We start from the raw sequence: 23836 nt of genomic DNA, 5'->3' as shown, positions 1-23836 counted from the left end.
ACAAAGGAACACATCTATAACTTCAAATAAATAAAAAATGAAAATTTCACAAATTAAAATTACGCCGGACGCTTATGAACCTTTCCGTCTGGCACAGGGACACCGTGTAGGCGATCTGTTGTTTATTTCGGGACAGACCGCTATTGGCAAGGATGGAAAGCTTATAGGCATAGGTGACTTTGATGCACAGGCAAAAATGGCTTTTGAAAATCTGGACAAGGTATTGAGAGCTGGAGGTTCAAGTCTGAAAAACGTGGTTAAGGTCACTATCATGCTCCGTGACATGAAGAACTTTGAGAAGATTGTCGAATTGAGAGGCAAATACTTTACCCCCCCTTATCCGGCAGATACTATTTTTGAAGTATCGTCATTGTTTTCGCCGGATGCATTGATTGAGATTGAAGCCATTGCTGTGGCTGATGCGCTGGCAGATTGGGAAAAGTAATACGAAAATAAAACCAGTCACAGTAAGGAGTGGATAAGTAGTATCTACTCCTTGTTTATTCTGGACATTTATATACAACGAAGTATAAATAACCATACATTATCAAATGATAATAATTGCGTATTTTAGTATTTTCTGATATACTAAGTTTGACATGAGAATAAACTTCACATTTCATAATTATCATTTTTCAATTTGGACGGAAAAGCATTCCCAGGATTATACTAATTTTTAGACATCTTCCTTATGATACAAAAACATTCAGATAACTTTGATCTACTCAGATATTTAAGGTCTCAAAAAAATGATGGCCATATAGCGCCTTATTATCTGGCATCAAAAACGTGTCTTGAAGACTTGAAAATCACCAATCCCTTTAAAAACTACTTTTATACTATCGGGTTGTATTATGGTGAAGGAGCTCGCATCAGGATAGGCACTACCGATTATGATTTAACACGAGGAAGCTTGTTGATGATTGGCCCTGGAATGACCTGCCAATGGCTCAATACCAGTTTCCCATCAAATGACACCCTGTTTTTTTATGATGATATTTTCGTGAATAATTTCAGTAGGTCATTTTTCTATTCCCTTGAATTTTTTTGCCCCGATGAAAAGAGTGTAATCCAACTCTCCGACAGTCAATTTGAAGAAATGCAACAGCTTTTCAGTACGCTTCGGGCAATCGCTGATAAGCCCGAAGCGGTATCGGGAATACTATATTCAATCCTGATTATTTCACAGAAATATTTCTGGAACCTGTATCGGGGCAATAAAAAGGAACTCAACGGTAAAGAACATACCGTTGTAAAGTTTAGAGAATTAGTTTCAAAGAATTTCTCGCAATATAAAGATGTCGCTTTTTATGCAGAACAGTTGCATATATCACCAAAATACCTGAGCGAAATATTAGTAGAATACACCGGGCTGTCGGCGAAAAAATGGATTGAGTTTCATATCATGCAGGAGGCCAAGTACCTGTTGAGCTTTTGGAATATGTCTGTCAAAGAGGTGTCGTTTCAACTTGGCTACACAGACTCTTCTCATTTTTCCCGGGCATTCAGAAGCTACGAAGGTCAGCTCCCCACTGAGTTCAAAAATAACAATTGAAATTCCTGCATAATCGCGGGTTCTACATCAAAAACAGAAAAAACTACATTTTTTGCCGTCATACTTACAGTATTGACGGCTAGGCTCCTTCATATCTTCGTATGGTATTACAGAAAACGTACAATGAAGTTTAGATAAGATGCATTTCTTTCGTTACGAAAAGACAAGACAAATCACCAACGGAAGAAGATATCCTGAATAGGTTGTCACGTTTTCTGCACTTCATGTGTCCATATTTTAAACAGTGGTTGACTGTAATAATTATCCGACCACAGCCTAACAAAAAGAAATTTGAAGGGAACGATGAAAGAAAACAACGATAATAAAACACTTGCTGGCCTGCCTGTTTTTCTGCATGTGGTGCTTGCACAGCGAGGCGCAAGTCCCTGTGGAAATCACTGCAGGGCATTCGAGTTACTATTATCAGCATATGTTTTCCGGCAAAATCATTGCGGAAAAGCCGTTAGGATTTTTTAACACGTCTTCTATTTTGCTTCCTTACGACAAAAAGCGGGGGATTGAAGTGATGAGCCAGTCGTATCTTACTTACGAAATAAATAAACGCTGGGCAACCGGTTTGGGTTCTATCTATGCACCAGGAAATCGGTTTGTGCCTTCGGCTTTTGTTTGGTATTTCAATAAAAAAAATGACTTATCGTATCTCATTTTTACGAGAATGGATGTTTGGTCTAACCCCAGTCTTGAGCTGTTCGGTTCTGTGGAATATCAAGGTAGCAAAAATCAGGATTTCAATCTTTATGCGCGTTTGCAGCTTCAATATATTACTTCAATGCATTGGAACGGGCACTTAAAGAGCGTGCAATATGCAAGATTAGGAGTGGACAATAAAGGTGTACAATATGGTTTGGGTGTAAACTTTGACCAATACGGGCCAAATACGGAACACTACAGCAACTTTGGAATTTTTGTGCGAAGAGTATTCTAACAGAACTTTTAAAATACAATTAAATATGAATATAGATAACATCAAAACTGAAATACCTCACAACAAAAGGAAGAGCGTAACGGTACTTGGATTGGGTAATATGGGTGCCGCGATAGCCCATACATTTATCAATCGAGGTTATGATACGGTTGTGTGGAACCGTAATGCGGAAAAATGTAAACCACTAGTTGAAGCAGGTGCAGCTGGTATAGAAATACTTAGTGAGGCAGTTGCTGCCAGTAACCAGGTTGTGATCTGCCTGTTAAACAATACGGCTGTGTATGAAGTGCTCAAACAGGTAGCTGGTGCGGTTGCAGGAAAAGTATTCATCAATTTAACGAGCGGCACGCCTGCTCAGGCTCGTGATTTTGCTGAGTGGGCTGAAAGAGAGAACGCTTCCTATATCGATGGCAAAATATTGGCAGACCCGATAGACATCGGAACCGCAAAAGCACAGTTATTATTCAGTGGTAAGCCAACCGTTTTTGATGCGCAGTATCCGCTGTTGGAAAAGCTAGGTGCCATTACTTACTACGGAGAGGACGCAGGAGCCGCGGCTGTAGATTTTTTAGCTCAGGTAGCAATTGGCTATGAATTTTTAATCGGCTTTTTGTATACCCTTCAATTGGTGCATACAGAAGGTGTGGATTTAACCGCTTTTGCACAACGGGTTGAGGGCACCCTACAGGGCTATGGCCCACTGCTGTCCTTAATGGTCAATGAAATTCAGTTGGGTACATATCAGCCCGACTTGGGGCCGCTTCAGGTTCAAGCCGCTATGTTTGATGACCTCATAAATCATCGAAAATCAAAAAATGTGGAAACTCTGCGCATGCAAGAAATCAAAAACCTCATGGACCGTAGAATAGCTGATGGGCATGGAGCGCAGGGATTTTCGAGTTTATTCGAACTACTAGGGAAACAATAGCAATTACCTGCATTAACCACAATATTTGAAGGGAATGTAAACAAGATATGAACTAGAATAAAAAAAGAAAATGATGAAACAGAAATTTTTTAGTACACACAATGATTATACAGGTCTGATCATTCGCCTGACAATCGTTATCGTTATGTTTCCACACGGAGCGAGGGCTATGTTGGGCTGGTTTGATGGCTATGGGTTTACCCAAACTTTGGAGGGGCTGCAACAGATGGGACAGCCGTGGCTGGTGGGACTATTGGTTATTGTAATAGAGTTCTTTGCACCCATTTTTATAATAATGGGCTTTGCCTCCCGTTTTTGGGCAATTGCATTGGGTGGACTTTTTATCGGAATAATTTTATTTGGCGGACATCTCGAGCATGGCTTTTTCATGAACTGGTTTGGCGATAAGGAAGGTGAAGGATTCGAATATCATTTGCTGATGCTCGGCTTATGTCTGGCACTGTTCATTCAGGGAAGTGGAAAATATTCACTGGACAATTTGATATCCAAAAAACTCACAGCTTAAATTTAAACAACGATGATCCCAATTCATGAACTTTTGTGGTTTGCTTTGGCTGCCTTCCTGATGGTTATCAGCCCGGGGCCGAATATGATTTATCTTATTTCAAGAAGCATTACGCAGGGTAAAACAGCCGGGCTTGTTTCACTAGTTGGCGTTATCTGTGGTTTTTTATTTCATATCGTCCTGGCGGGATTTGGATTGACGGCTATATTACTGGCTGTTCCGTTTGCTTACGGAATACTGAAAATTTCGGGCGCTATTTACTTGTTGTATTTGGCGTATCAGGCCATTAAACCCAATGGCAAAACATTTTTTGAAGTGAATGAGCATATTGCCAAAGACAAGCCTCGAAAACTGTTCCTGATGGGCTTTTTAACCAATCTGTTGAATCCTAAAATGGCTGTATTTTATCTGTCTTTTTTCCCTCAATTTATCAAACCGGAATATGGATATATATTAGGTCAGAGTATGGCATTGGGTATTACACAGATTTCTATCAGCTTCACTATCAATTTTATTATTGTAATGACCGCTGCAAAAATGGCTTCTTTCCTTACAAGAAATCCACTTTGGGTAAGGGCGCAAAAATGGTTTATGGCCAGTGTATTGACTTTTTTAGCAATAAAAATGGTGCTTTCAAAAGCTAAATAATGACAAACAAAAAATAAATATGGAAAACAGAATAGATATACAGCAGCTTGAGCCGGATGCATTCAAGGCAATGTTCGCTCTGGAAAATTACCTGCACAATTCAGGACTTTCTAAAGCGTATTTCTATCTGATTAAAATTCGTGCTTCGCAAATCAACGGTTGCGCTTTTTGTATCAACATGCACACTACGGATGCATTAAAGCAGGGTGAAACCGCACAGCGAATTTTCCTGCTCAACGCCTGGAAAGAAACCGGATTATTTACCAAGGAAGAGAAAACAATTTTAGCCATAACCGAGGAAGTAACCTTAATCAGCCAAAACGGGTTAAGCGATGAAACGTACAGACAGGCCGAACAACTTTTTGATGGAAATCAAATTGCACAGATCATAATGGCGGTTGTTACGATAAATGCATGGAATAGGATTGTAATCTGCACCAAGAAAACGGTAGTATGAAAAGAATAATGAACTAAAAATGATACTCAATTATGCAAACAATCCCTAAACCATTCAAAATCCTAGTATCCGTCCTTGTAGTTTCCAATGTCGTGTTGATGATTTGTATCGTCTACCTATATTTAAATAACAGGTCAAACTATAATGCAGAAAGAATAAATATCAATGATGCTTCGGGAAAAAATCGTGTCGTTATTGCAAACACAGACCATATTCCCGAGCCCATTATTGATGGAAAAACGTATAAAAGAGCTTACGCCCCAGCAGGTCTTATATTCTATGATAAGAACGGCGACGAAAGAGGCGGTCTTGCTATTACCGATAATGAGCAGACTAACTTAAATGCCCTATCATTCGATTACCAGAATGCAGATGCCATTGGAATTCTCGCACAGGATAACAAAAGCGACAATTATTTCAGGGCCGGGCTGGTGATAAATGACAAAGACCTGACGGGGAAACCCGGACATAATATCAATCGTATCAACCTGATAACAGAAAACGGGAATGCGGCTTTGGTAATGAAGGATAACAATGAAATACCGAGAATTATTTTAAAGGTTGATAGTGTGGGCAACCCGTCCATCGAAATGTTTGACAAAGACGGTAAACTGAACTGGAAACAATAAACTCAAGTCTTATGAAACAAACATTAAAAACCATGATCCTTATCATACCCATCCTTATGGCGGTGAATACTTTTGGTCAACAACAAAATCAAGTCGAAATGGAACAAAATAACGGAGAAGAGCGTACTGTTACGGAACATGTCGCCGTCATCGATAAAATCAGCATTCCCCAAAAAGCTATCGCCGCGTATTCCGAAAAATCGATTTTCATCAGGAATACACTTCGGCAACAGCCCGGCTTTGTAAAATATGAAATCTTTCAACAGACAGGCGATAGTGGAGACCTGCGGGTCATTACGATTGCTACCTGGGCGGACCGACAGCGGATGGACGATGCCAGAGTGGTCATACGGGAGGCAATGCAAAAAGCGGGGATTAAAATGCCCGCCTTTTTAAAACAACATGGTATTACGATGGAAAGGGGTATTTATCAGATGGTCGAGGAGTAAGTCTTATAGATTTATAGCAGACTTGAAAATTATAGAAAGTATAAAACAGGACAGGAAATCAGCACAAACAGAAGTTTAATGCATATTAATAATGACTAAGAAATGATAACAAAGGACGAAATTTTAAATCTAGAGAACACACTTTACGAAGCCATCAAAAATAGGGATACGGAAGTACTCGACAACCTATTGCATGCTGATTTGCTTTTTATAATTCCCAATGGTCAGACGATAACCAAAGAAATGGATCTGCAGACCTATCGTGAAGGGAATTTAAAAGTCGAGGAACTCATTCCCAAAGTAGAAGAACTGAATATCATAGCTGATCTGGCTGTCATTACTTTGCAGATGGAATTAAAAGGAAATTATAAGAATGAACCTTTTGAAGCTAATTATAAATATATCCGTTTTTGGAAAAAGTTTCCTGAAGGTATAAAAGTAGTTGGTGGAAGCGGAATGGCTATTTAATTAAAAGCCGATAAAACAGTTAGGACTGGAATCGGCAAAATAGTGAATTTATATACGTTTATGTTTCTATTTGCACTTTAGATGAATAAGATGAAAGAAAAATTCCTCATCATTTTGATAATGATCTCAATCAGCTGGCAGTTTTGTACAGCCCAGATTAATTCTATCAAAGAATACAACCGTATCGAATTAAATGGTGTCAAACACGGCGTATTTATTAAAAGTAATAATGCCTTAAATCCTGTTTTGCTAATATTGCACGGTGGTCCTGGGTTTTCTGATTTTTATTTTTGGCAAACACACAATAAGGAATTGGAACAGCACTTCACGGTGGTTACTTACGACCAAAGGGGAACGGGCTTATCCTACAACGATACCCTGCCTCCCGGAAGCATCACTATTGAACAGCTGGAAGATGATGCGCTAAGTTTAATACATATTCTTAAAGAGCGTTTTAAGAAAGAGAAAATATATTTGGTTGGTTATTCTTTTGGTTCTATTATGGGCATGCATCTGATTCAAAAGCATCCATCGCTATTTCAGGCTTATATTGGCGTGGGACAGGTTACCAGTATGTATTTGAATGAAAAGGTTTCGCTCGATTATTCAATTCAACAGGCTAGGTTAAAAAAAGACAGCGTAGCAATGGCTCAATTGCAAAAACTCCGTAAGCATTACCCGTCCCGCTCAAAAAATGAATTATCAGACCTGTATTTATCAAGAAAATGGCTCCGGCACTTTCATGGTGATTTTTGTGAAGGTACCAATGTTGGCCAACTCTATAAAAATATGGATTCCTTTGCCAGGCAATATTATAAAGATAGCCTGATAGCTAAGGGACAAGTCTTCACAATGAATGCCATGTGGGATGAAGTAATGCAGGTAGATTTATTTAAAACGGTTCGGGAAGTAAAAGTCCCCGTTTACTTTATCGCAGGGCGGTGTGACTATAATACCCCGTCCACACTTGCTTATAAATTTTTCAGGAAACTAAAAGCGCCTCAAAAACAATTCATCTGGTTTGAAAACTCAGGGCATTATGCAGCTTTTGTAGAACCGGAAAAATTTAATAGGATTATGGTGCAGGAAGTTCTGGCCGATAAAGGAACATAAAGCCTGAAATTTGCTAATATCAAAAATAGAATAAAAAGATGGAGAAACATTATAATAAGTTATTGACCTATGCCTACAATATTGTCGGTTCTTATGAAGATGCGAAAGATCTGGTACAGGATGTACTGGAAAAATACATTACATTGGATAAATCGAGCATCCGCCACGAATCCAACTTTCTTATTAAAAGCACGATTAATCATGCCATAAATTTTAAAACCCGCCAAAGCAAAAAAGAAGTTTTCGGCGAATGGCTCCCCGAACCTGTTTCATTTGATAATGCCGATGCAAAACTTATTAGGGACGAAACGGCAAGCTATACCATGCTCGTGCTGTTCGAGTACCTGAACCCAAAAGAAAGAGCGGCTTTCATATTGAAAGAGGGCTTCAATTATTCACATGCTGAGATAGCTGAACTGCTTGAAATAAGCACCGAAAATTCACGTCAGCTATTGAGCAGGGCCAACAAACAATTGAAAGACAGTAAATACTCAAGTTATAGCCCACATTTGGGTCACTCATTTGAGACTGTAGGCAGGTATCAGAAAGCGTTGGCTCAGGCTGACATCGTGGAATTGCAGAACTTATTGGTAGACGACATACAACTCAGTGCCGACGGAGGTACGAAGGTGCAGGTAGTGAGCGGTTCGGAAATAGGGAAAACAGCTACGGCCACTTTATTGGTTTATGTACAGCAGCATTTTCTGATGGGAAAAACATTTACCTTTCAATTTTTCAATCATCAACCTGCTATCTGCTTTTGGGAGCATGAAAAGCTCCATAACTGTCATATACTCCAATTAAGTGAAGATGGATTGATCCAGGAAATATATTCCATTGTAGACCCGGATAAGCTAAAAAATATTACCAAGCTGTCACATATTTAGCACTCAAATGGTCTTCCATAGAAATAGTAAAAAAGATGAAGACATTATTGAGAATTGACAGTAGCTTACGTTTAAAAAACTCCTATTCCCGGAATGCGGGAGACAATTTCGTACGGGCATGGAAAGAACTGAATCCGGAAGGGAGCATCAGTATACGGGAAGTAGGCACCTCCCACATTCCTCATCTTGAGCAGGAAGTACTTGAGAAATTTTATACTGCCGGGGATACTTCAGACCGCATAAAATTGTCTAATCAATTGATAGCAGAACTATTAGGGTGTGATGAAATCCTTATCACAGTGCCTATGTATAATTTTGGCATATCCTCTTCGCTGAAAGCATATTTCGACCTTGTGCTGCGGACAGGTAAAACTTTCAGATACGACGAAGACAAAGCAATCGGATTGCTTCAGAATAAAAAAGCATACATTCTCTCCGCTATGGGGGAACTGGATTCAGCTTTGCCCAATCTAGTGGAAATGCATCTGCAGCAGATATTGAACTTTATTGGCATTAGGGAAATTTACTATTATTCATTGGACGGAACGGATGATAAAGACTCTGTCAAACAACAACTAAACCATCAAAAAGAATTATTTACGAACATTTTAAACAAATAAAAATGGAACAGGCAGAAAAAGCAATCGAAGCATTTGTAAAAGCTGGCGACAATCGTGATGTAGCAGCATTGGAAAGAATCTTACATCCCGGCTTTCAGAATATACAGGACGGGTTTTTCGATGAGAACGGGATTTTTGTATTCTCGAAATCTGACTATATCGAACTCATCCGTACCAAGCGATTCGGAGGAAGCCCAAGGAGCTTGGTGATAAACAGCATAAAGCAATCAGACCATATGGCTATTGCACACGTGACCTTGGAAAGTGAGTTTCTTATCTTTCATTCATTGATAATATGTATTCGGGATAATGAGCATTGGAAAATAATAAATAACACACCCACAATCCATGTGAAGTAGTTTTCAATGATGGCTGAATAAAATTCAGCCATCTTAAATCATCTTGAAGAATAATTTTTTTAATGCCTTATTTCTGCATTCTAAACAATTATTCTCCAACCAATAGGGAACCGTCTAAAATTATGCTAATGGGTTAACAAATACTAACGTAAGAGCGGATCGGCACGCTCCGGTCGGACCTCAATAGGAGAATAAATGCGAGTAAATGGATAAATTTTACAATGATAAGTTACACAAACTGGAAACAGTCATCAATGACTTCGAGATTGAAGCCGATTGTTCCATACAACGGATAGAAACCGTTATACACCATATTCTTGAATGCCTGTCCGAAATGAAAGGGTATGTCCTGAAAAGAGGGTTTAAGAATACAGATGAAGAAATCCGCTTTTTCAAATATCAGAAACCTGCCATTGTAGCTAAACTCATCTACTACAATGCCATTTACAAAATCGAGACAAAAAAGCCGTACGGAGCAAAGCCCATAAGGAAATACCTCAACAAAGAACTGAAAAAGCTAAAAAGGTTCTTTGACAACAACCTCGATTTCTATAAGTACTACCGTAGCAATAACTCGTTCCTTGACGAGAAAATGTTTTTACGGGACAACCACGATATTAAGCTATGGTTGGACACTTATTATTTCCAGTCTGACCACAGCTTTTCAACTTCACATGATTACAAGGTCGCCAAGATAATAGCCAACGATTTGATACAGGTTTACATCGAAGACCAGTTATATAACAAATTCCAAAAAGACAAATCGAAAGCCCCGAAAAATCTGAAATGGACAGGTAGCAAAGTGGCATTGATAGAACTGATTTATGCCCTGCATTATCATCAAATTGTGTTTGACAACGGGAGCAACGACATAAGAGAAGTAGCCCAATATTTTGAAAGTGCCTTTGGCATTGATTTGGGCAATTTCTATCAGACCTATTTGGAGTTGAGAAACCGGCAGATGAACCGTACAAAATTCCTTGATGCGCTTCGGGAGGAACTTATAAGAAGAATGGACGAGCAGGACGAAAAGTAGGGTTTGGGCGTGCCACCGCCTGCATTTTAACCCCCCAAGATAATTCTATTACTTTATAAATGATAAAAAAGTGATGTTAAAAAAGGGAAGAAATAATTAAATAATAGTTTTTACCGTATCAAATCATGGTTTTACCGAGGAATAAGAGTTATATACGGAATCATCGATTATAATATTGATGCATTTGCGCAAATTAGGACAATTATTAATTACTCTATATGCTCTGCAAAATAATTTTAGAATCCACTCATTGGATAGGTTTAAAAACTATGTTTAAAATCTTTACAGCAATAATTTCTATTACTCCATTGTTCAACTTAAATGCCCAAGAAATTTCATACTCTTCTAAAAATTTAAGATTTAAAAGTAAGGGAATTACCTTATCAGGGACGGTTTATGATGTAAAATCTCCCAAGGCCGGAATATTACTAGTTCATGGGTCAGGGCAAGAGTTGCGAATGAAAGAATTTGCAACTACCCTTGCGAAAAGTGGTTATACCGTTTTGACTTATGATAAGCGTGGAGTTGGAGAATCAGAAGGAGTCTATGCGGGACCTGAAGTTGGCACTAATAATATCGACTCTACGAATCTTGATCTTTTGGCAGAGGATGTAAATGCCGCTGTTAATGTCCTCTCTCAAAAAATTAGAAATAAAAAAACAAAGATTGGTTTGATGGGCTTTAGTCAAGCTGGCTGGATAATTCCTATTGCAGCAAATAAAAATAAAAAAGTAGATTTTATGGTCATATTCAGTGGAGCATTAATTTCCACGAAGGAGCAATTAAGGTTTCAATTTTATACAAATGGAGATACAGATTTCTGGAAAAAACATACCGAAAAAGATGCAAGAGAACATATTAAAAACGACACCGACCGCTATGAATTTATCAATACGGATCCAGTTTATACATTGAATAAATTATCTATTCCAGGATTATGGATTTTTGGCGGAAAGGATATTCAAGTACCTGTAAATCTTTCAATAGAAATTTTAGAAGAACTTAATAAGAAAGGAAAACAATTTCAACATAAACTTTATCCCGACCTTGGTCATAATACTGCAGCTTCAGAAAATCAAGAAACTATAAAAGAAGCATTGAATTGGATCAATAGGTTATAGAATTCATGCATAAATAAGTTAATAATTATTGGTATGACAAAATTCACATTTGAGGTTTTAATGTTAATGCTAATTGAGGAGAAATTTATTTGCCAAAAAGAGAAAAAAATCACAAACTCTTAAAAGATAAATTTATTTTTATCGTATTATACTGTATTATTCTTAATAAACTAAGATAAATTGTAGGATTTATCTAAAATCGAAAGATATAATATAACAACTATTAAAAAATTATGACTACACAAGAAATTCAAAACCTTACTGAAAAACATGGTCTTGTAATTACAGATGATATAAACTTCAATGATATGGGGATCGACTTCAGGGTTGGAATAGTTACAGATATTAACGGTCAAAAATGGATCCTCCGGATTCCTAGACGGGAGGATATGTCTGTTCAAATTGAGGAAGAAAAACATATTTTGGATCTAGTAAAAAAACATCTATCAGTTGAGGTACCTGATTGGGAGATTGCAAACCATGAATTGATAGCATACCGCCTTCTTACAGATAAACCTGCTTTAACTTTCGATGCCAATACTTATGAAGTGACTTGGAATATGGACAAAGAAAGTCCCAATTATGTTCCTTCTCTAGCAAAGGTACTTATAGAACTTCATAGCATTCCTGAATCTGAAGTGAAAGAAAAGGAATTAAAGATAAAATCTAGCTCAGAAATCAGAAAAGAAATCGAAGATCAACTTAAGCTTGTAAAAGCTGAAATCGGTATTTCCAATGAGTTGGAAACACGGTATAAGAATTGGCTTGACAATGAACGTCTTTGGCCAGCATTCTCAAAATTTATCCATGCTGATCTCTATGCGGGCCATATCCTAACCAATGAAAAAAATGAAGTTTCCGGCATTATTGATTGGACTACTGCACATATGGGTGATATAGCAATGGATTTTTCTGGTCATTTAAAGGTTTTTGGGGAAGAGAGCTTAAAACTGTTGATTGAAGAATACAAGAAACTTGGCGGTCAAACTTGGGAACATCTCTATGAACAATCGGTCGAAAGATCCGCGGCCACGGCCCTAGCTTATGGATTTTTCGCTGTGGAAACAAAAAATGATTTTCATATAAAAGGAGCAAAAGAAATGTTGGGAGTATAAATTTGATTTCAAATTTATTTCATATCTTCCATCACAAACCAATTATATGCTAAGGATTATTTACCACTTTTTACAATTCATTAAAAACCCATCGGATCATAAATTAAGACCATTAACAAAAAATACAGTCTCTAAAATATTTTTTAGCTTATTTCTGTTTAATATAGCTATAATGGTTCTTATTCTTCCTTTATTATATTTCATTGATTTTTTATTACCATTGATAAATCATCCGGATTTATTATTTGAATCGCCAGTCAGTGTTATAATAACTATTGGAATACTGGCACCACTAATTGAAGAATTTATTTTTAGATATTTTCTTACCTACAAAAGGTTTTATGACAATTTCATTTCTAGAAATAATTGGAGAAAGAGATTCAGATGGATAGTCTACAGCAGTACTTTGATATTTGGACTTATTCATTTAGAGAACTATATGAACGACAGCTGGATCTTCTATTTGTTTGCCTTAATTATCGTACTACCTCAAATAACCATTGGGTTTATATTAGCATATATTCGAGTTAGATTGGGATTCCGATATTCAATCTTTTATCATGCTCTATGGAATCTTTCAATTTTAACATTTGTAGTTACAGGCACTTATTTAATGAACCCAGTTATAGAGTATAAAAAAAACAATATTGAATTAAAAGTTGATTCTACTCCATTTAGAGATCGATATATTGATAAATTTGACATTGAAAAACGACAGGACACCATCTATAATATGGATATCAAACAATACCCTTTGCAGGTCATAGTTGATAGTATCTATGGAAAAGGAATATATCATGTAAATGATCAGTTCCTGAATATTCAATTAAAATCAGAGGCTGGAATTCATAAAGATGATTTTCTGAAAATAATGGAAGAAGAATTTACGATTATAGATAAGGTTACCTTGAAGTAACCGGTAACCAAAAAGTAAGTCATAGTAATCTTTCTTAATAGTATCTTTAGTTTTGTCTCAACAAAAAAAAAGCAATATGGAAACTAACAATCATACTACAAAAATTCTATTGGCAAAATCCTACGGTCCATCTGAAGTTTTGGAAATTCAAGAATATAAATTAGAGTCTTTACCGGCAGGTTTTGCGAGGATACGGACGAAGGCTGCCGGTATCAACCCTATTGATGCACGCAGAATGACTGGTGAATTCAAACATGCAGGATTACCACAAACATTTGGGACTGAGTTCAGCGGTGAAATAATAGCTGTCGGTCAGAATGCTGAGGGTTTTAAAATTGGTGATGCTGTATTAGGTTCTGGCGGAAGTTTCACCCATGCCTCGATCATCGATGTGCCTATTGGCGATTTAATCCGTAAGCCTGAGAATATTTCTTGGGAAGTGGCAGGTTCAATTCCTGGGGTTGCACAGACTGCGATGACGATTTTGGATGAGATTGGTCCTGTTAAATCCCTGTTAATACATGGTGCTTCAGGTGGTGTTGGTTCAATTACGGTCCAACTAGCCAAAGAAAGAGGAATTGAAGTTATAGGAACTTCTTCAAAAAGAAACTTAGAATATGTTCAAGGCCTTGGAGCAATAGCTATCGAATACGGTGAGGGATTGATCGATAGAATCCAAGCTGCCCATCCAGAACCAATTGATGCCGCGGTAGATATGGCGGGAACTGAAGAAGCTACGCAAGCTTCATTGGCGACCGTTAAAAAAGATGGTATAATCAGTACAATCGCTGGAAAGAAAACTTCTTCGGATAGGGTTATTCCGATTTGGGTGAAACGCAATCCTAAAAACCTTCAACATGTAGTTGATGGTATTGAAGGTGGCACTTTCAATTGGGAAATTGATAGCGTATTTCCATTTGAAAATGCAAGTGACGCATATAGCAAAGTCTTGGAAGGTCACACCAAAGGAAAAACAGTGCTATCATTCTAGACAGGAATATGAATGTAGTTCAAAAAGATAAAATCTGATAAAATAAAGAGAAAATATAGCATATGAAGGTTGGTGGAGACATCAACCTTTTTGTATTTTTATTCGTTAAAAAAATCATACTATGAAAGCAGGCGCTAACGAAAGAGTTTATAAAATGTCCTTTGCGGGGGTCTATCCCCATTATATTGCTAAGGCTGAAAAAAAAAGGCCGGACAAAGGAAGAAGTTGATGAAATCATTTTTTGGTTAACTGGATACAATGAAAATGATCTCAAGAGAATATTGGAAGATAAGACCAATTTCGAAGATTTCTATAATAATGCTCCCCATTTCAATCCGAATGCCTCACTTATAACTGGGGTAATTTGTGGATACCGAGTTGAAAACATCGAAGAACCACTCATGCAAAAGTTAAGATATTTAGACAAACTTATTGACGAGTTGGCTAAAGGCAAGTCTATGGAAAAGATTTTGAGAAAATAATTCTTCAGCTAGGCTTAAAGGTAAACACTTGGCCTTACACCAAAGTATTTATTGAAATCTCTGGAAAAATTAGATTGAACCGAATAACCAACCATGGAAGAAACTTGGGTCACGGTATATTTCTTTGTTTGAAGTAATTCGGCTGCCTTTTTTAATTTTGCATGCCTGATCAATTCATTAGGTTTAAGGCTTGAATATTTCTCAACCTTTCTATATAAGGTTGGTCTGCTAACATTCATCAGTCTTGCCAGAAGGTTTACCGTTATATCCATCATTGAAATATTCTCCTCTATCAATAAATTCAATTTATCCATAAAGTGGTCTGTTGAAATTTGGTCGTTCTTTTTGGATTTGTTATTCCTGGTGTTTGTGAAATAATTTTTTATTTTCTGTCTGTTAAGGAGGATATTCTGGATCTGAGCTTTTAAGAATTCCAGGGAGAATGGTTTTTCAATATAAATATCAGCACCGTTATTGAGTCCTAAAATTTTCAATTCAATTCCATACTGTGATGACATAAAGATAACGGGTATATGACTTAACTGGGGGTCGCTTTTGATTTGCCTACACAGAAGTATCCCATCCAAATCTGGAATCTTGATTTCAGACAGAACCAAATGAACTTCTTGTTGATTAAGAATTTCGAGCGCCTCTTCTCTGTTACTAGCTCTCAAAATAGCATAATCCACCTTTAATTCCTTATTCAAATATGCCAATAACTCCTTATCATTTTCTACTAAAAGTATGGTAGGATTTGAGGCATCCAAGTTGGAACAAATTGCCGGGAACTGCGCTTTATTTTTTTCTAAGTTTTGGTTGGATAGGTATATAAAATTTGAATGAAGAGCTGAATCCATAACGTAAGTTTAATGTATGCTTATAAGGTTACTGTAAAATACAAATTAATTCTAAAACCTTTAGTAAAGATGTTTAACCACGTAATAAAAAATACTAATTAAGTAGATTTTTACCGACACCGTTCCCAATGATACGATTTGATATAAGATTGAGACCATTTGATTTCTTGATTGTAACATATTTGTTGATTTTTATATATATAAATAACCAAAAACTAAACAAATATGAAAAAGACTACCCAGTTCGACCATGTTTGGAGCTTCACTTCATGGAGATCCGCATTACGAAAGTGCTTTAATTAAAAGCAAAATTTTCAGGATTTCATAATCCTACCCAATTCTATAAACCATTCATTTATAACATTAGATTCTAATTGTATGAAAAAGACATTACTTAAAATGTACGTCCTTACTCTTATGGCCCTAATCGTTTCCATGCCAGTTTTTGCTCAGCAGAAAACTCTTAATGGATCGGTTCAGGATGACACCGGCAGCCCATTAACAGGTGCTACAGTCAAGGTTAAGGGTACGAACGTTGCAACCACAACAGCTACCGATGGATCATTTACATTGGTAGTGCCTGAAACCGCAACAACCTTAGAAGTTTCCTTCATAGGTTACCAGACCAAGGATGTTGCGATTACCGATGGAAATATCAATGTACAACTTGCAGCTTCAGATGACCAAGGTCTTGATGAGGTAGTTGTTATCGGTTATGGTACTGCCAGGAAGAAAGACCTGACAGGATCCATGGTAACCATTCAGGCAAAAAACTTTAACAAAGGATTGATGACAGCACCAGATCAATTGATTCAGGGTAAAACGCCAGGTGTTATGGTGATCAATAATACTGGTCAACCAGGTGGCGCGGCCACAGTTCGCATCCGGGGTAACTCGTCAATCCGAGCGAGTAACAACCCTTTGTTCGTATTAGATGGTGTCCCAATGGCAGGAAACTCCCCTCTACCTGAAGGTCGTGGCGGATTTTCTTCTGACCGAGGCAATCCATTGACATATTTGAACCCTAGTGACATTGCGAGCATGGACATCTTAAAAGACGCCTCTGCAACTGCAATTTATGGTTCACGTGGTGCCAATGGGGTTGTAATTATTTCAACTAAAAAAGGAAATGCAGGATCACCTGTTATTCAAATTGGTGCTTCGGCTGGTATTTCAGGAATGCGTGAATATCCTGATGTTCTAGATGCCGCAAGATTCAGGGAGGCATTGGAATATTACACACCAGGCGAAATCGCAGAGGCAGATTTTGGAGGTAATGAGGATGCATTTAAAGCAATCACCCGTCAAGCCCTTACCCAAAACTATTATGGAGATGTTTCTGGAGGTACAGATCACGGAAAATATAGACTTTCAGGTGGTTATTTAAATCAAAATGGTGTCATCATTGGCTCTCAGTTGAAAAAGTATACAGGAAACTTCACCGGTAACTTTAACTTTTTGGAAAACAAAAGGTTAGGCTTGGATTTTTCATTGTTCTTAACACAATTAGATAACCGATATGCACCTATCAATGCAATGGTAGGATCAGAAGGTAACGTAATCTCTCAAGCAATGCAATGGAATCCAACCCGTCCATTAAAGGACGATCAAGGCAATAATACTTTTGTGAGTACGACAACAAGAAACCCATTGACAAGTATTGATGCATTCAAAGATCAAGCAACGACCAACACTTTCGTTATCAATGTTGCTCCATACTATAAGATCACTGATGATTTGGAATATCGCTTTATCTATAGTGCAATGCGCCAAATAGGTAGTCGTGAAGGTATGTATCGTTCAGGATTGATCGACCCATCAGCGGCGGAAAATGAACAAGCATTTATTTCCAACAATAATGAGACGAATTTGCAAATGACGCATACCCTATCTTATAATAAACAAATCAATGAAGATTGGAACGTTAATGCATTAATAGGTTATGAATATTTGAATTTCAATTATAGGAACAACATGACCTTTGGAGGTGGATTTAAATATTTGGGATTAGATTATTTTGATTATTTGCAATATTCTCCAGTTTCGACGCGTGATATTTCATCTTACCGAAGTCCAAAGAATGAACTTCAATCCATGTTTTTACGTGGAGGATTCAACTATAAAGACCGATATTTATTGACAGCCACAGTTCGTAGAGACGGTTCAACTAAATTTGGTAAGAACAACAAATACGCCATCTTCCCTTCTCTAGCGTTGGCATGGAATATTGCCGAGGAAGATTTCATGGAATCGAATGAAATTTTTGATCAATTAAAAATCCGTTTAGGTTGGGGTATGACTGGTAACCAAGAATTCCCATCAGGCGCTTCATTGAACAGGTTGGTATTTGGAAATCAAAGTGTTAGCCAGGTCAATTACGGTAATGATGACTTGAAATGGGAAACCTCATCTACTATCAATGCGGGTATTGATTTTGCCATTCTTAAGAGCCGTTTATATGGATCCATTGATTATTTCAACAAGAAAACAACGGATGCTTTGTTTGAACAAACATTGGCACAACCAGCGCCAGGCGGACGTATTTGGGTGAATTTGGATGGAGAGATTGAAAACAAAGGTGTTGAAATTGCGTTGACCGGAACTATCATCAACAATACAGATTGGACTTGGGATTTAACAGCAAATGCGACTTTCTTAAAAAACAATGTAAGTGGTTTGATAGGCTACTATGAAACAGGTGCCTTAAGAGGTCAAGGGTTTTCAGGAGTATTAGGTCAACGTATGGTTAATGGTCAACCGTTGAATGTATGGTATTTGGCAGAATATACAGGTATTGACCCTACGACCGGTATGAGTATGTACCGAGGTCTAGACGGTAGTTCTAGCACGGAAAATGACCCTGCCATCAATAAATTTTATGCCAATAGCCCTAACCCAACCACATTATTGGGATTATCAACTAACGTAAGTTATAAAGACTTTACGCTATCTGCTAATATGAACGGTGCTATGGGTCATTATTTATTCAATAATACGGCAGCGACCGTTTTAGGTATCAGTAACCTGTCTTCGCGAAATATTGGAGGTCAGTTTTTTGACACGTCAGTTAAAGAATCCACTTCCAATTCTGCGGCACCATCCACAAGGTTCTTAGAAAAAGGTGATTACCTGAAATTGGCAAACTTAACATTAAGTTATCGTGTTGGAGATATCGGGAAAACATTCAAAAACTTCAATGTTTCATTGACAGGTCAGAACTTGTTTATTATAACAAAATATACCGGTTTCGATCCTGAAGTGAATACAGATGGAGCAACCAATGGAATTCCATCTTTAGGTATTGAGTATTTACCTTACCCACCATCAAGGAACATTCTGTTGGGTGTGAATTTTTCACTTTAATCCGTAGATATCAACGTATTTGATCATTAAAAAATTTAGACAGATGAAATTAAAATCAATATTATATTTAGCTTTAGCGGGAACCCTAATGGGAGGTACAATTTCCTGTACAAAGCTTAATGAGGAATTTAATAGCGAGTTGGAGGAAGGAGATGCTTCGAATGTAGATGCTACGGGATTATTGATCACGGCCTATAATTCATTGAATACACCATACCAACAAGAGCAGCGTTGGGTATTGCAGGAGATTTCCACTGATGCAGCGATGGCACCTACCAGAGGTGGTGACTGGGATGATAACGGTATGCACCGTGCTATACATCTACACACTTGGAATGCCGACAACGGTTATATGAACAACACCTTTGTTAGTTTAGGGAGTGCGATTTTCAATGCTACCAATGTTCTGCAATTCAATCCTAGTGCACAACAGGCGGCTGAAGCTCGATTTTTGAGAGCATTGACCATGTTTGACATGTTAGATTTATGGGGTGTTGTGCCTTTGAGGGAAGGAGAATCATTTGAAGATTTCCGTATAGCACCAGAAGTTTTGCAACCTCAGGCTGCAATGGATTATATTATCAAAGACTTGGAAGAAATTATAGCCAGTCTCCCCGACAATGGTCCGAATGCAGCTTATATTGCGAATAAAAATGCTGCAAAAACCTTGTTGATGAAAGTATACCTGAACAAAGGAACCTTTTTAAACAGACAGGCTCCTACTTATCCGGCTGAGGACATGAACAAAGTAATTTCTTTGGCCAAGGAGATTACAGCATCTGGAAAATACAGTGTTGCTGCAAAAGGCAAGTATTTCGATAATTTTGCGCCTGACAACGATGCAAAATCCACAGAAAACATATTCACCCTATTCAATAAAAATGGCGAACGAGGCGGTAATGTGGATCGTACCTGGAACACGATTGCTCATTATAATATGAGGCCAGGCGGCTGGAACGGATGGTGCACTCTCTCGGATTATTATGATAAATTCAGTGCCACTGACGAGCGCAGAGGTATTTATTATGATTATCCAGCAGATACAACATCAAATCGAAAGAAAAACTTTCACAGACAAAACGTTGGTTTCTTTGCAGGTCAGCAATATAATTGGACTACCAACCAACCGTTAATGGCTCGTAACCCGTCGTCAGCACCGCTCTCATTTACAGCAGCAGTTACCATCAGAACTTCTGGAGCAACACTTGAAACTGCAGGGATTCGTCCTATGAAGTATGCCTTTGACTATGCTGTAACAGGTCAACGGAATAATGATTGGGTAGTTTTCAGATATGCTGATGTATTATTGATGCAGGCTGAAGCCATACTACGTGGGGGAACAGGATCTCCTGCAGAAGCATTAACACTTGTGAACTCTATCCGAACAAATAGAAACGTACCGGCATTTACATCATTAACGCTGGACAATCTTTTGGATGAGCGTGCAAGAGAACTTTATTGGGAAGGATGGAGACGTCAAGACTTAATCCGTTTCGGAAAATTCTTGCAGCCTTGGCAAGAAAAACAAGTCACAAATGATCCTAAAGTCCTTGTTTTCGCAATACCTAGTCAACAAATCGCTGTTAACCCTAATTTAACCCAAAATGAAGGGTATTAAGGTTAGAAATTTAGATAAGAGACATAAGACACAAGACAAGAGACATAAGACAGTGGACAAAGACAATAAAATTAGATAATTTCTATTGATGGAAATGCAATCAAAGGGTCGACAAAAATGTCGACCCTTTTTTATGATACTCTAGTTTTGAAGAATTAAGCTAGCCTTCTCCTACTTCAATTGTTTTTTGAACTTTAGGGGTTATTTCTTTATCTACCAACAACAATTGGGCACCTTCCAGTTTATAAGTATGTTTTTCTGTCCAGTCCCATCCCCTAGCCTCTCTAAGATTAAATCCACTCGCTTTAAATGAAATAATAATCTGACTGCCTTTGACATCCATGTTTATTTCATCAAAAGTATCTTGTATAGTTGCCCCATCGGGCGTAGTCGGACACGCTTCCAGGCTTTCAATTATTTCTTTATCTCCGCGAAACCACTTCCTTAAAAAATCCAAGTGGCTTGGCGAACATTGATAACCTAAATTCAAGGCCAATAAAACCTTGCATTTTAAATTGCTTCTATTTTCATCCGCTTTCCCATCCCATTGACATTCATTGCCTATAAATGTGGATGCTAATCCGAGAACAGCTTTTTCAGGTTCAGAAATGGTACTTAGGTAGTTTTCATCCAAAACAATCGTATTGATATCAGTCTTATATTCTTCACTGTATTTTGTTTCACGCCAAAGTACCCTAACACTTTTATCAGTAAGATTATATTTAATAATATCTTTATTGATAGAATTTAAAGTATCAGAAACTATTTCTTCCTCCTTTATTGAATCTTTCCCTGTATTATCCGATCTCCTTTGTGAATTTGAATCACAAGAATGAAAAATCAAAGGAATTAAAAATAAGAATATGCTCTGTTGAATTAATTTTACCATAAAAAATCAGTTTTTGGGATTTAACCTATTATTACAGCTTCAATTTCCTGCTAATTAAAGCTGCAACCATTATATTTGGAACCCAACATAACCATGCCACAATTTTATAAGCTGATGAAGGTTCAAATGAAATATTCAATAATGGAAGATAGATTCTAAGTGTAACAGCGGAAAAACATGCAGCATAACTAAAAATCATCCATTTTTGATGAGAATTAATTCTGCCTTTTTTAATTTGGTTGAATGCCTGTAGCGTACTTGTTAGCCAAATTATTCCCAAAATGACAAAGCCTAATGATGCGACAGCACCTTCATTTGCAAAGAATCCCATATATATACCTGCAATTGAACTTGTAAAAACAGAAAGTATATATAACAAACCGATTTTTCGATGAATAAAAGGTTTATTAAGTCGAATTTTTGGAAGGAATTGAATCCATCCGACCAATTAAGCCAACCCACCAAAAATAATGTGAAAATAGAATGCTGACATCCATAGTTTGTCTTTTAACAATTCAGGGATTTTTGTTCCAAGAAAAGTATATTGATGCGGTACAAATACATACATTAATGGATATAAACCGATCAAAATTGCCATGATGGCAATGGGAACAAACAGTACTTTTCTAGACATTTTTCAGAAAACAATAAGATCACGATTATTTTATAACTCACTTAAAATTAAGCATTAATAAATAGATTTAGATTAAAAATCCTTTCGCAGATTATAAAATGATATTGGCATCGCTGAAACTAAAACAATAATGATTATTTTCAGGTTTTAAATTCAATCAATTTAAACTATATGGACTGGAAAGCTAAGAGTGACCGTTACGATCATATGCTCTATAATCGCTGTGGCAAGAGTGGATTAAGTTTGCCTGCTATTTCTTTGGGGTTGTGGCACAACTTTGGGGATGACACAGCACATTCAAAAAAAGTGGACATCTGTACAACTGCATTTGATTTGGGGATTAATCATTTTGATTTGGCAAATAATTACGGTCCTCCTCCTGGCAGTGCGGAGCTTGCCTTTGGCCGGATTTTGAAAGAACAGTTTGCAGGCTTGCGTGACGAACTTATTATTTCTTCAAAAGCAGGATACCTCATGTGGCCAGGACCTTACGGCGAATGGGAAGCCGAAAATATGTTATCGCAAGCTGTGATCAGTCTCTAAAGAGGATGGGTGTTGACTATGTTGATATTTTTTATTCGCACCGATTCGACCCCAATACACCTTTGGAAGAAACTATGATGGCATTGGATCAAATTGTACGATCTGGCAAGGCTTTATATGTTGGTATATCTTCTTACAACTCTCAAAGAACTAAGGAGGCTTATGATATTTTAAAGTCTTTGGGAACTCCTTTTATCATCCATCAACCGAGCTATTCCATGTTGAATCGTTGGGTAGAACCTGATGGCCTATTGGATACTTTGGATAATTTGGGATTAGGTTCAATTGTATTTTCTCCCCTTGCTCAGGGAATGCTAACCAATAAATATTTGAATAAAGTACCTGTGGATAGCCGTGCCAGTCAGGACAAATCATTGAATAAAGAATTTCTCTCTGAAGAGAATCTCAAGAATATTTGGTCTTTAAATGAAATTGCCTCCTCAAGAGGGCAAACATTGGCACAAATGGCCATATCTTGGGTTTTAAAAAATAAAAGTGTAACCTCCGCATTGATTGGAGCAAGTAGGTCAGAACAAGTTGTTGATTGCGTTGGAGCCTTGAAGAATTTGGAATTTTCTGAGCAGGAGCTTCATCAGATTGACCAATATGCAAAAGATGCTGGCATCAATATTTGGCAACAATCAGCTGAACTGTAAAAATTCTAAAAAAACATAAGTCGTATACAA

27 protein-coding genes and 1 pseudogene are annotated in these 23836 nt (G+C 37.5%); 24 read left to right on the top strand and 4 right to left on the bottom strand.

All coding sequences use genetic code 11. The annotated features are described in order from the left end of the window. Positions 1-37: 37 nt before the first annotated feature. The 20 genes and pseudogenes from FGL31_RS09145 to FGL31_RS09050 all read left to right on the top strand — a co-directional run bounded on the left by FGL31_RS09145 (position 38) and on the right by FGL31_RS09050 (position 15246). The gene (locus FGL31_RS09145; RefSeq protein WP_138090766.1) at positions 38-445 is read left to right on the top strand and encodes a RidA family protein; all 408 of its coding nucleotides are present in this window, start codon (positions 38-40) and stop codon (positions 443-445) included. A 246-nt stretch (positions 446-691) separates the two neighbouring features. Next, positions 692-1555, top strand: coding sequence for a helix-turn-helix domain-containing protein (locus tag FGL31_RS09140; protein WP_138090764.1), 864 nt, complete (start codon positions 692-694; stop codon positions 1553-1555). A 331-nt stretch (positions 1556-1886) separates the two neighbouring features. Further along, positions 1887-2501, top strand: a complete 615-nt coding sequence (locus FGL31_RS09135; RefSeq protein ID WP_138090761.1) for a hypothetical protein — start codon at positions 1887-1889, stop codon at positions 2499-2501. A gap of 25 nt (positions 2502-2526) precedes the next feature. Continuing rightward, positions 2527-3429: an NAD(P)-dependent oxidoreductase gene (locus FGL31_RS09130; RefSeq protein ID WP_138090758.1), complete on the top strand. Its 903-nt coding sequence runs from the start codon at positions 2527-2529 to the stop codon at positions 3427-3429. 70 nt (positions 3430-3499) lie between these two features. Next, the gene (locus FGL31_RS09125; RefSeq protein ID WP_232046494.1) at positions 3500-3955 is read left to right on the top strand and encodes a DoxX family protein; all 456 of its coding nucleotides are present in this window, start codon (positions 3500-3502) and stop codon (positions 3953-3955) included. Between the two features lie 12 nt (positions 3956-3967). Next, complete coding sequence (locus FGL31_RS09120; RefSeq protein ID WP_138090755.1) at positions 3968-4603, top strand: LysE family translocator; 636 nt, start codon at positions 3968-3970, stop codon at positions 4601-4603. 19 nt (positions 4604-4622) lie between these two features. Then, on the top strand, positions 4623-5060 hold the full coding sequence (locus FGL31_RS09115; protein ID WP_138090752.1) for a carboxymuconolactone decarboxylase family protein: 438 nt from the start codon (positions 4623-4625) through the stop codon (positions 5058-5060). A 32-nt stretch (positions 5061-5092) separates the two neighbouring features. Beyond that, a complete protein-coding gene (locus FGL31_RS09110; protein ID WP_138090749.1) occupies positions 5093-5689 on the top strand; it encodes a hypothetical protein in 597 nt (198 codons plus the stop codon). Between the two features lie 11 nt (positions 5690-5700). After that, entirely contained in the window at positions 5701-6138 is a 438-nt protein-coding gene (locus FGL31_RS09105; RefSeq protein WP_138090746.1) for an antibiotic biosynthesis monooxygenase family protein, read from the top strand. A gap of 102 nt (positions 6139-6240) precedes the next feature. Then, positions 6241-6606 (top strand): nuclear transport factor 2 family protein, encoded by a 366-nt coding sequence (locus FGL31_RS09100; RefSeq protein ID WP_138090743.1) that lies wholly within the window; start codon positions 6241-6243, stop codon positions 6604-6606. Between the two features lie 90 nt (positions 6607-6696). Next, positions 6697-7719 (top strand): alpha/beta fold hydrolase, encoded by a 1023-nt coding sequence (locus FGL31_RS09095; RefSeq protein WP_171017594.1) that lies wholly within the window; start codon positions 6697-6699, stop codon positions 7717-7719. A 38-nt stretch (positions 7720-7757) separates the two neighbouring features. Then, the gene (locus FGL31_RS09090) at positions 7758-8606 is read left to right on the top strand and encodes a sigma-70 family RNA polymerase sigma factor (RefSeq protein WP_138090737.1); all 849 of its coding nucleotides are present in this window, start codon (positions 7758-7760) and stop codon (positions 8604-8606) included. Between the two features lie 35 nt (positions 8607-8641). Continuing rightward, positions 8642-9226 carry an FMN-dependent NADH-azoreductase gene (locus FGL31_RS09085; protein ID WP_138090734.1) on the top strand — a complete coding sequence of 195 codons (585 nt, stop codon included), beginning with the start codon at positions 8642-8644 and terminating at the stop codon, positions 9224-9226. A gap of 2 nt (positions 9227-9228) precedes the next feature. After that, a complete protein-coding gene (locus FGL31_RS09080) occupies positions 9229-9585 on the top strand; it encodes a nuclear transport factor 2 family protein (protein ID WP_138090731.1) in 357 nt (118 codons plus the stop codon). A 205-nt stretch (positions 9586-9790) separates the two neighbouring features. Then, positions 9791-10621: an RteC domain-containing protein gene (locus FGL31_RS09075; RefSeq protein ID WP_138090728.1), complete on the top strand. Its 831-nt coding sequence runs from the start codon at positions 9791-9793 to the stop codon at positions 10619-10621. Positions 10622-10890: 269 nt separating this feature from the next. Continuing rightward, positions 10891-11742 carry an alpha/beta hydrolase family protein gene (locus FGL31_RS09070; protein ID WP_138090725.1) on the top strand — a complete coding sequence of 284 codons (852 nt, stop codon included), beginning with the start codon at positions 10891-10893 and terminating at the stop codon, positions 11740-11742. A 233-nt stretch (positions 11743-11975) separates the two neighbouring features. Beyond that, on the top strand, positions 11976-12857 hold the full coding sequence (locus tag FGL31_RS09065) for a macrolide 2'-phosphotransferase (protein ID WP_138090723.1): 882 nt from the start codon (positions 11976-11978) through the stop codon (positions 12855-12857). Between the two features lie 172 nt (positions 12858-13029). Next, complete coding sequence (locus FGL31_RS09060) at positions 13030-13773, top strand: CPBP family intramembrane glutamic endopeptidase (protein WP_171017593.1); 744 nt, start codon at positions 13030-13032, stop codon at positions 13771-13773. Positions 13774-13849: 76 nt separating this feature from the next. Continuing rightward, the gene (locus FGL31_RS09055) at positions 13850-14764 is read left to right on the top strand and encodes an NADP-dependent oxidoreductase (RefSeq protein WP_138090717.1); all 915 of its coding nucleotides are present in this window, start codon (positions 13850-13852) and stop codon (positions 14762-14764) included. A 121-nt stretch (positions 14765-14885) separates the two neighbouring features. Continuing rightward, a pseudogene (locus FGL31_RS09050) lies at positions 14886-15246 on the top strand (DUF2200 domain-containing protein). Positions 15247-15260: 14 nt separating this feature from the next. Here FGL31_RS09050 and FGL31_RS09045 read toward each other — a convergent pair. Continuing rightward, a complete protein-coding gene (locus FGL31_RS09045) occupies positions 15261-16103 on the bottom strand; it encodes a response regulator transcription factor (protein ID WP_138090714.1) in 843 nt (280 codons plus the stop codon). 378 nt (positions 16104-16481) lie between these two features. On the opposite strand from FGL31_RS09045, the gene FGL31_RS09040 reads away from it, so the two are divergent. Next, on the top strand, positions 16482-19466 hold the full coding sequence (locus tag FGL31_RS09040; protein ID WP_138090711.1) for a SusC/RagA family TonB-linked outer membrane protein: 2985 nt from the start codon (positions 16482-16484) through the stop codon (positions 19464-19466). Between the two features lie 43 nt (positions 19467-19509). Next, positions 19510-21084: a RagB/SusD family nutrient uptake outer membrane protein gene (locus tag FGL31_RS09035; RefSeq protein ID WP_138090708.1), complete on the top strand. Its 1575-nt coding sequence runs from the start codon at positions 19510-19512 to the stop codon at positions 21082-21084. Between the two features lie 160 nt (positions 21085-21244). Here the strand turns inward: FGL31_RS09035 and FGL31_RS09030 are convergent, their stop codons facing one another. Genes FGL31_RS09030 through FGL31_RS25120 form a run of 3 tightly spaced genes read right to left on the bottom strand, consistent with a single transcriptional unit; the run spans position 21245 to position 22607 of the window. Then, complete coding sequence (locus tag FGL31_RS09030; RefSeq protein ID WP_138090705.1) at positions 21245-21973, bottom strand: hypothetical protein; 729 nt, start codon at positions 21971-21973, stop codon at positions 21245-21247. Between the two features lie 31 nt (positions 21974-22004). Beyond that, positions 22005-22421 (bottom strand): DUF2306 domain-containing protein, encoded by a 417-nt coding sequence (locus FGL31_RS09025; RefSeq protein WP_232046491.1) that lies wholly within the window; start codon positions 22419-22421, stop codon positions 22005-22007. Next, positions 22422-22607: a hypothetical protein gene (locus FGL31_RS25120; protein WP_232046488.1), complete on the bottom strand. Its 186-nt coding sequence runs from the start codon at positions 22605-22607 to the stop codon at positions 22422-22424. Between the two features lie 171 nt (positions 22608-22778). On the opposite strand from FGL31_RS25120, the gene FGL31_RS30345 reads away from it, so the two are divergent. Continuing rightward, positions 22779-23150 (top strand): aldo/keto reductase, encoded by a 372-nt coding sequence (locus FGL31_RS30345; RefSeq protein WP_317130981.1) that lies wholly within the window; start codon positions 22779-22781, stop codon positions 23148-23150. Positions 23151-23155: 5 nt separating this feature from the next. Then, positions 23156-23806: an aldo/keto reductase gene (locus FGL31_RS30340; RefSeq protein WP_317130980.1), complete on the top strand. Its 651-nt coding sequence runs from the start codon at positions 23156-23158 to the stop codon at positions 23804-23806. Positions 23807-23836 lie beyond the last annotated feature (30 nt).

This window comes from Sphingobacterium daejeonense, assembly GCF_901472535.1.
Classification (GTDB): Bacteria; Bacteroidota; Bacteroidia; order Sphingobacteriales; family Sphingobacteriaceae; genus Sphingobacterium; species Sphingobacterium daejeonense.
This window is presented reverse-complemented; position numbering and strand designations above follow the sequence as displayed.

Bases quoted from the DNA above. Each gene is read 5' to 3' on its own strand.
- FGL31_RS09145 (WP_138090766.1), top strand. From the start codon at position 38: ATGAAAATTTCACAAATTAAAATTACGCCGGACGCTTATGAACCTTTC.
- FGL31_RS09140 (WP_138090764.1), top strand. From the start codon at position 692: ATGATACAAAAACATTCAGATAACTTTGATCTACTCAGATATTTAAGG.
- FGL31_RS09130 (WP_138090758.1), top strand. From the start codon at position 2,527: ATGAATATAGATAACATCAAAACTGAAATACCTCACAACAAAAGGAAG.
- FGL31_RS09125 (WP_232046494.1), top strand. From the start codon at position 3,500: ATGATGAAACAGAAATTTTTTAGTACACACAATGATTATACAGGTCTG.
- FGL31_RS09120 (WP_138090755.1), top strand. From the start codon at position 3,968: ATGATCCCAATTCATGAACTTTTGTGGTTTGCTTTGGCTGCCTTCCTG.
- FGL31_RS09115 (WP_138090752.1), top strand. From the start codon at position 4,623: ATGGAAAACAGAATAGATATACAGCAGCTTGAGCCGGATGCATTCAAG.
- FGL31_RS09110 (WP_138090749.1), top strand. From the start codon at position 5,093: ATGCAAACAATCCCTAAACCATTCAAAATCCTAGTATCCGTCCTTGTA.
- FGL31_RS09105 (WP_138090746.1), top strand. From the start codon at position 5,701: ATGAAACAAACATTAAAAACCATGATCCTTATCATACCCATCCTTATG.
- FGL31_RS09100 (WP_138090743.1), top strand. From the start codon at position 6,241: ATGATAACAAAGGACGAAATTTTAAATCTAGAGAACACACTTTACGAA.
- FGL31_RS09095 (WP_171017594.1), top strand. From the start codon at position 6,697: ATGAAAGAAAAATTCCTCATCATTTTGATAATGATCTCAATCAGCTGG.
- FGL31_RS09090 (WP_138090737.1), top strand. From the start codon at position 7,758: ATGGAGAAACATTATAATAAGTTATTGACCTATGCCTACAATATTGTC.
- FGL31_RS09085 (WP_138090734.1), top strand. From the start codon at position 8,642: ATGAAGACATTATTGAGAATTGACAGTAGCTTACGTTTAAAAAACTCC.
- FGL31_RS09080 (WP_138090731.1), top strand. From the start codon at position 9,229: ATGGAACAGGCAGAAAAAGCAATCGAAGCATTTGTAAAAGCTGGCGAC.
- FGL31_RS09075 (WP_138090728.1), top strand. From the start codon at position 9,791: ATGGATAAATTTTACAATGATAAGTTACACAAACTGGAAACAGTCATC.
- FGL31_RS09070 (WP_138090725.1), top strand. From the start codon at position 10,891: ATGTTTAAAATCTTTACAGCAATAATTTCTATTACTCCATTGTTCAAC.
- FGL31_RS09065 (WP_138090723.1), top strand. From the start codon at position 11,976: ATGACTACACAAGAAATTCAAAACCTTACTGAAAAACATGGTCTTGTA.
- FGL31_RS09060 (WP_171017593.1), top strand. From the start codon at position 13,030: ATGGTTCTTATTCTTCCTTTATTATATTTCATTGATTTTTTATTACCA.
- FGL31_RS09055 (WP_138090717.1), top strand. From the start codon at position 13,850: ATGGAAACTAACAATCATACTACAAAAATTCTATTGGCAAAATCCTAC.
- FGL31_RS09045 (WP_138090714.1), bottom strand. From the start codon at position 16,103: ATGGATTCAGCTCTTCATTCAAATTTTATATACCTATCCAACCAAAAC.
- FGL31_RS09040 (WP_138090711.1), top strand. From the start codon at position 16,482: ATGAAAAAGACATTACTTAAAATGTACGTCCTTACTCTTATGGCCCTA.
- FGL31_RS09035 (WP_138090708.1), top strand. From the start codon at position 19,510: ATGAAATTAAAATCAATATTATATTTAGCTTTAGCGGGAACCCTAATG.
- FGL31_RS09030 (WP_138090705.1), bottom strand. From the start codon at position 21,973: ATGGTAAAATTAATTCAACAGAGCATATTCTTATTTTTAATTCCTTTG.
- FGL31_RS25120 (WP_232046488.1), bottom strand. From the start codon at position 22,607: ATGTCTAGAAAAGTACTGTTTGTTCCCATTGCCATCATGGCAATTTTG.
- FGL31_RS30345 (WP_317130981.1), top strand. From the start codon at position 22,779: ATGGACTGGAAAGCTAAGAGTGACCGTTACGATCATATGCTCTATAAT.
- FGL31_RS30340 (WP_317130980.1), top strand. From the start codon at position 23,156: ATGGGTGTTGACTATGTTGATATTTTTTATTCGCACCGATTCGACCCC.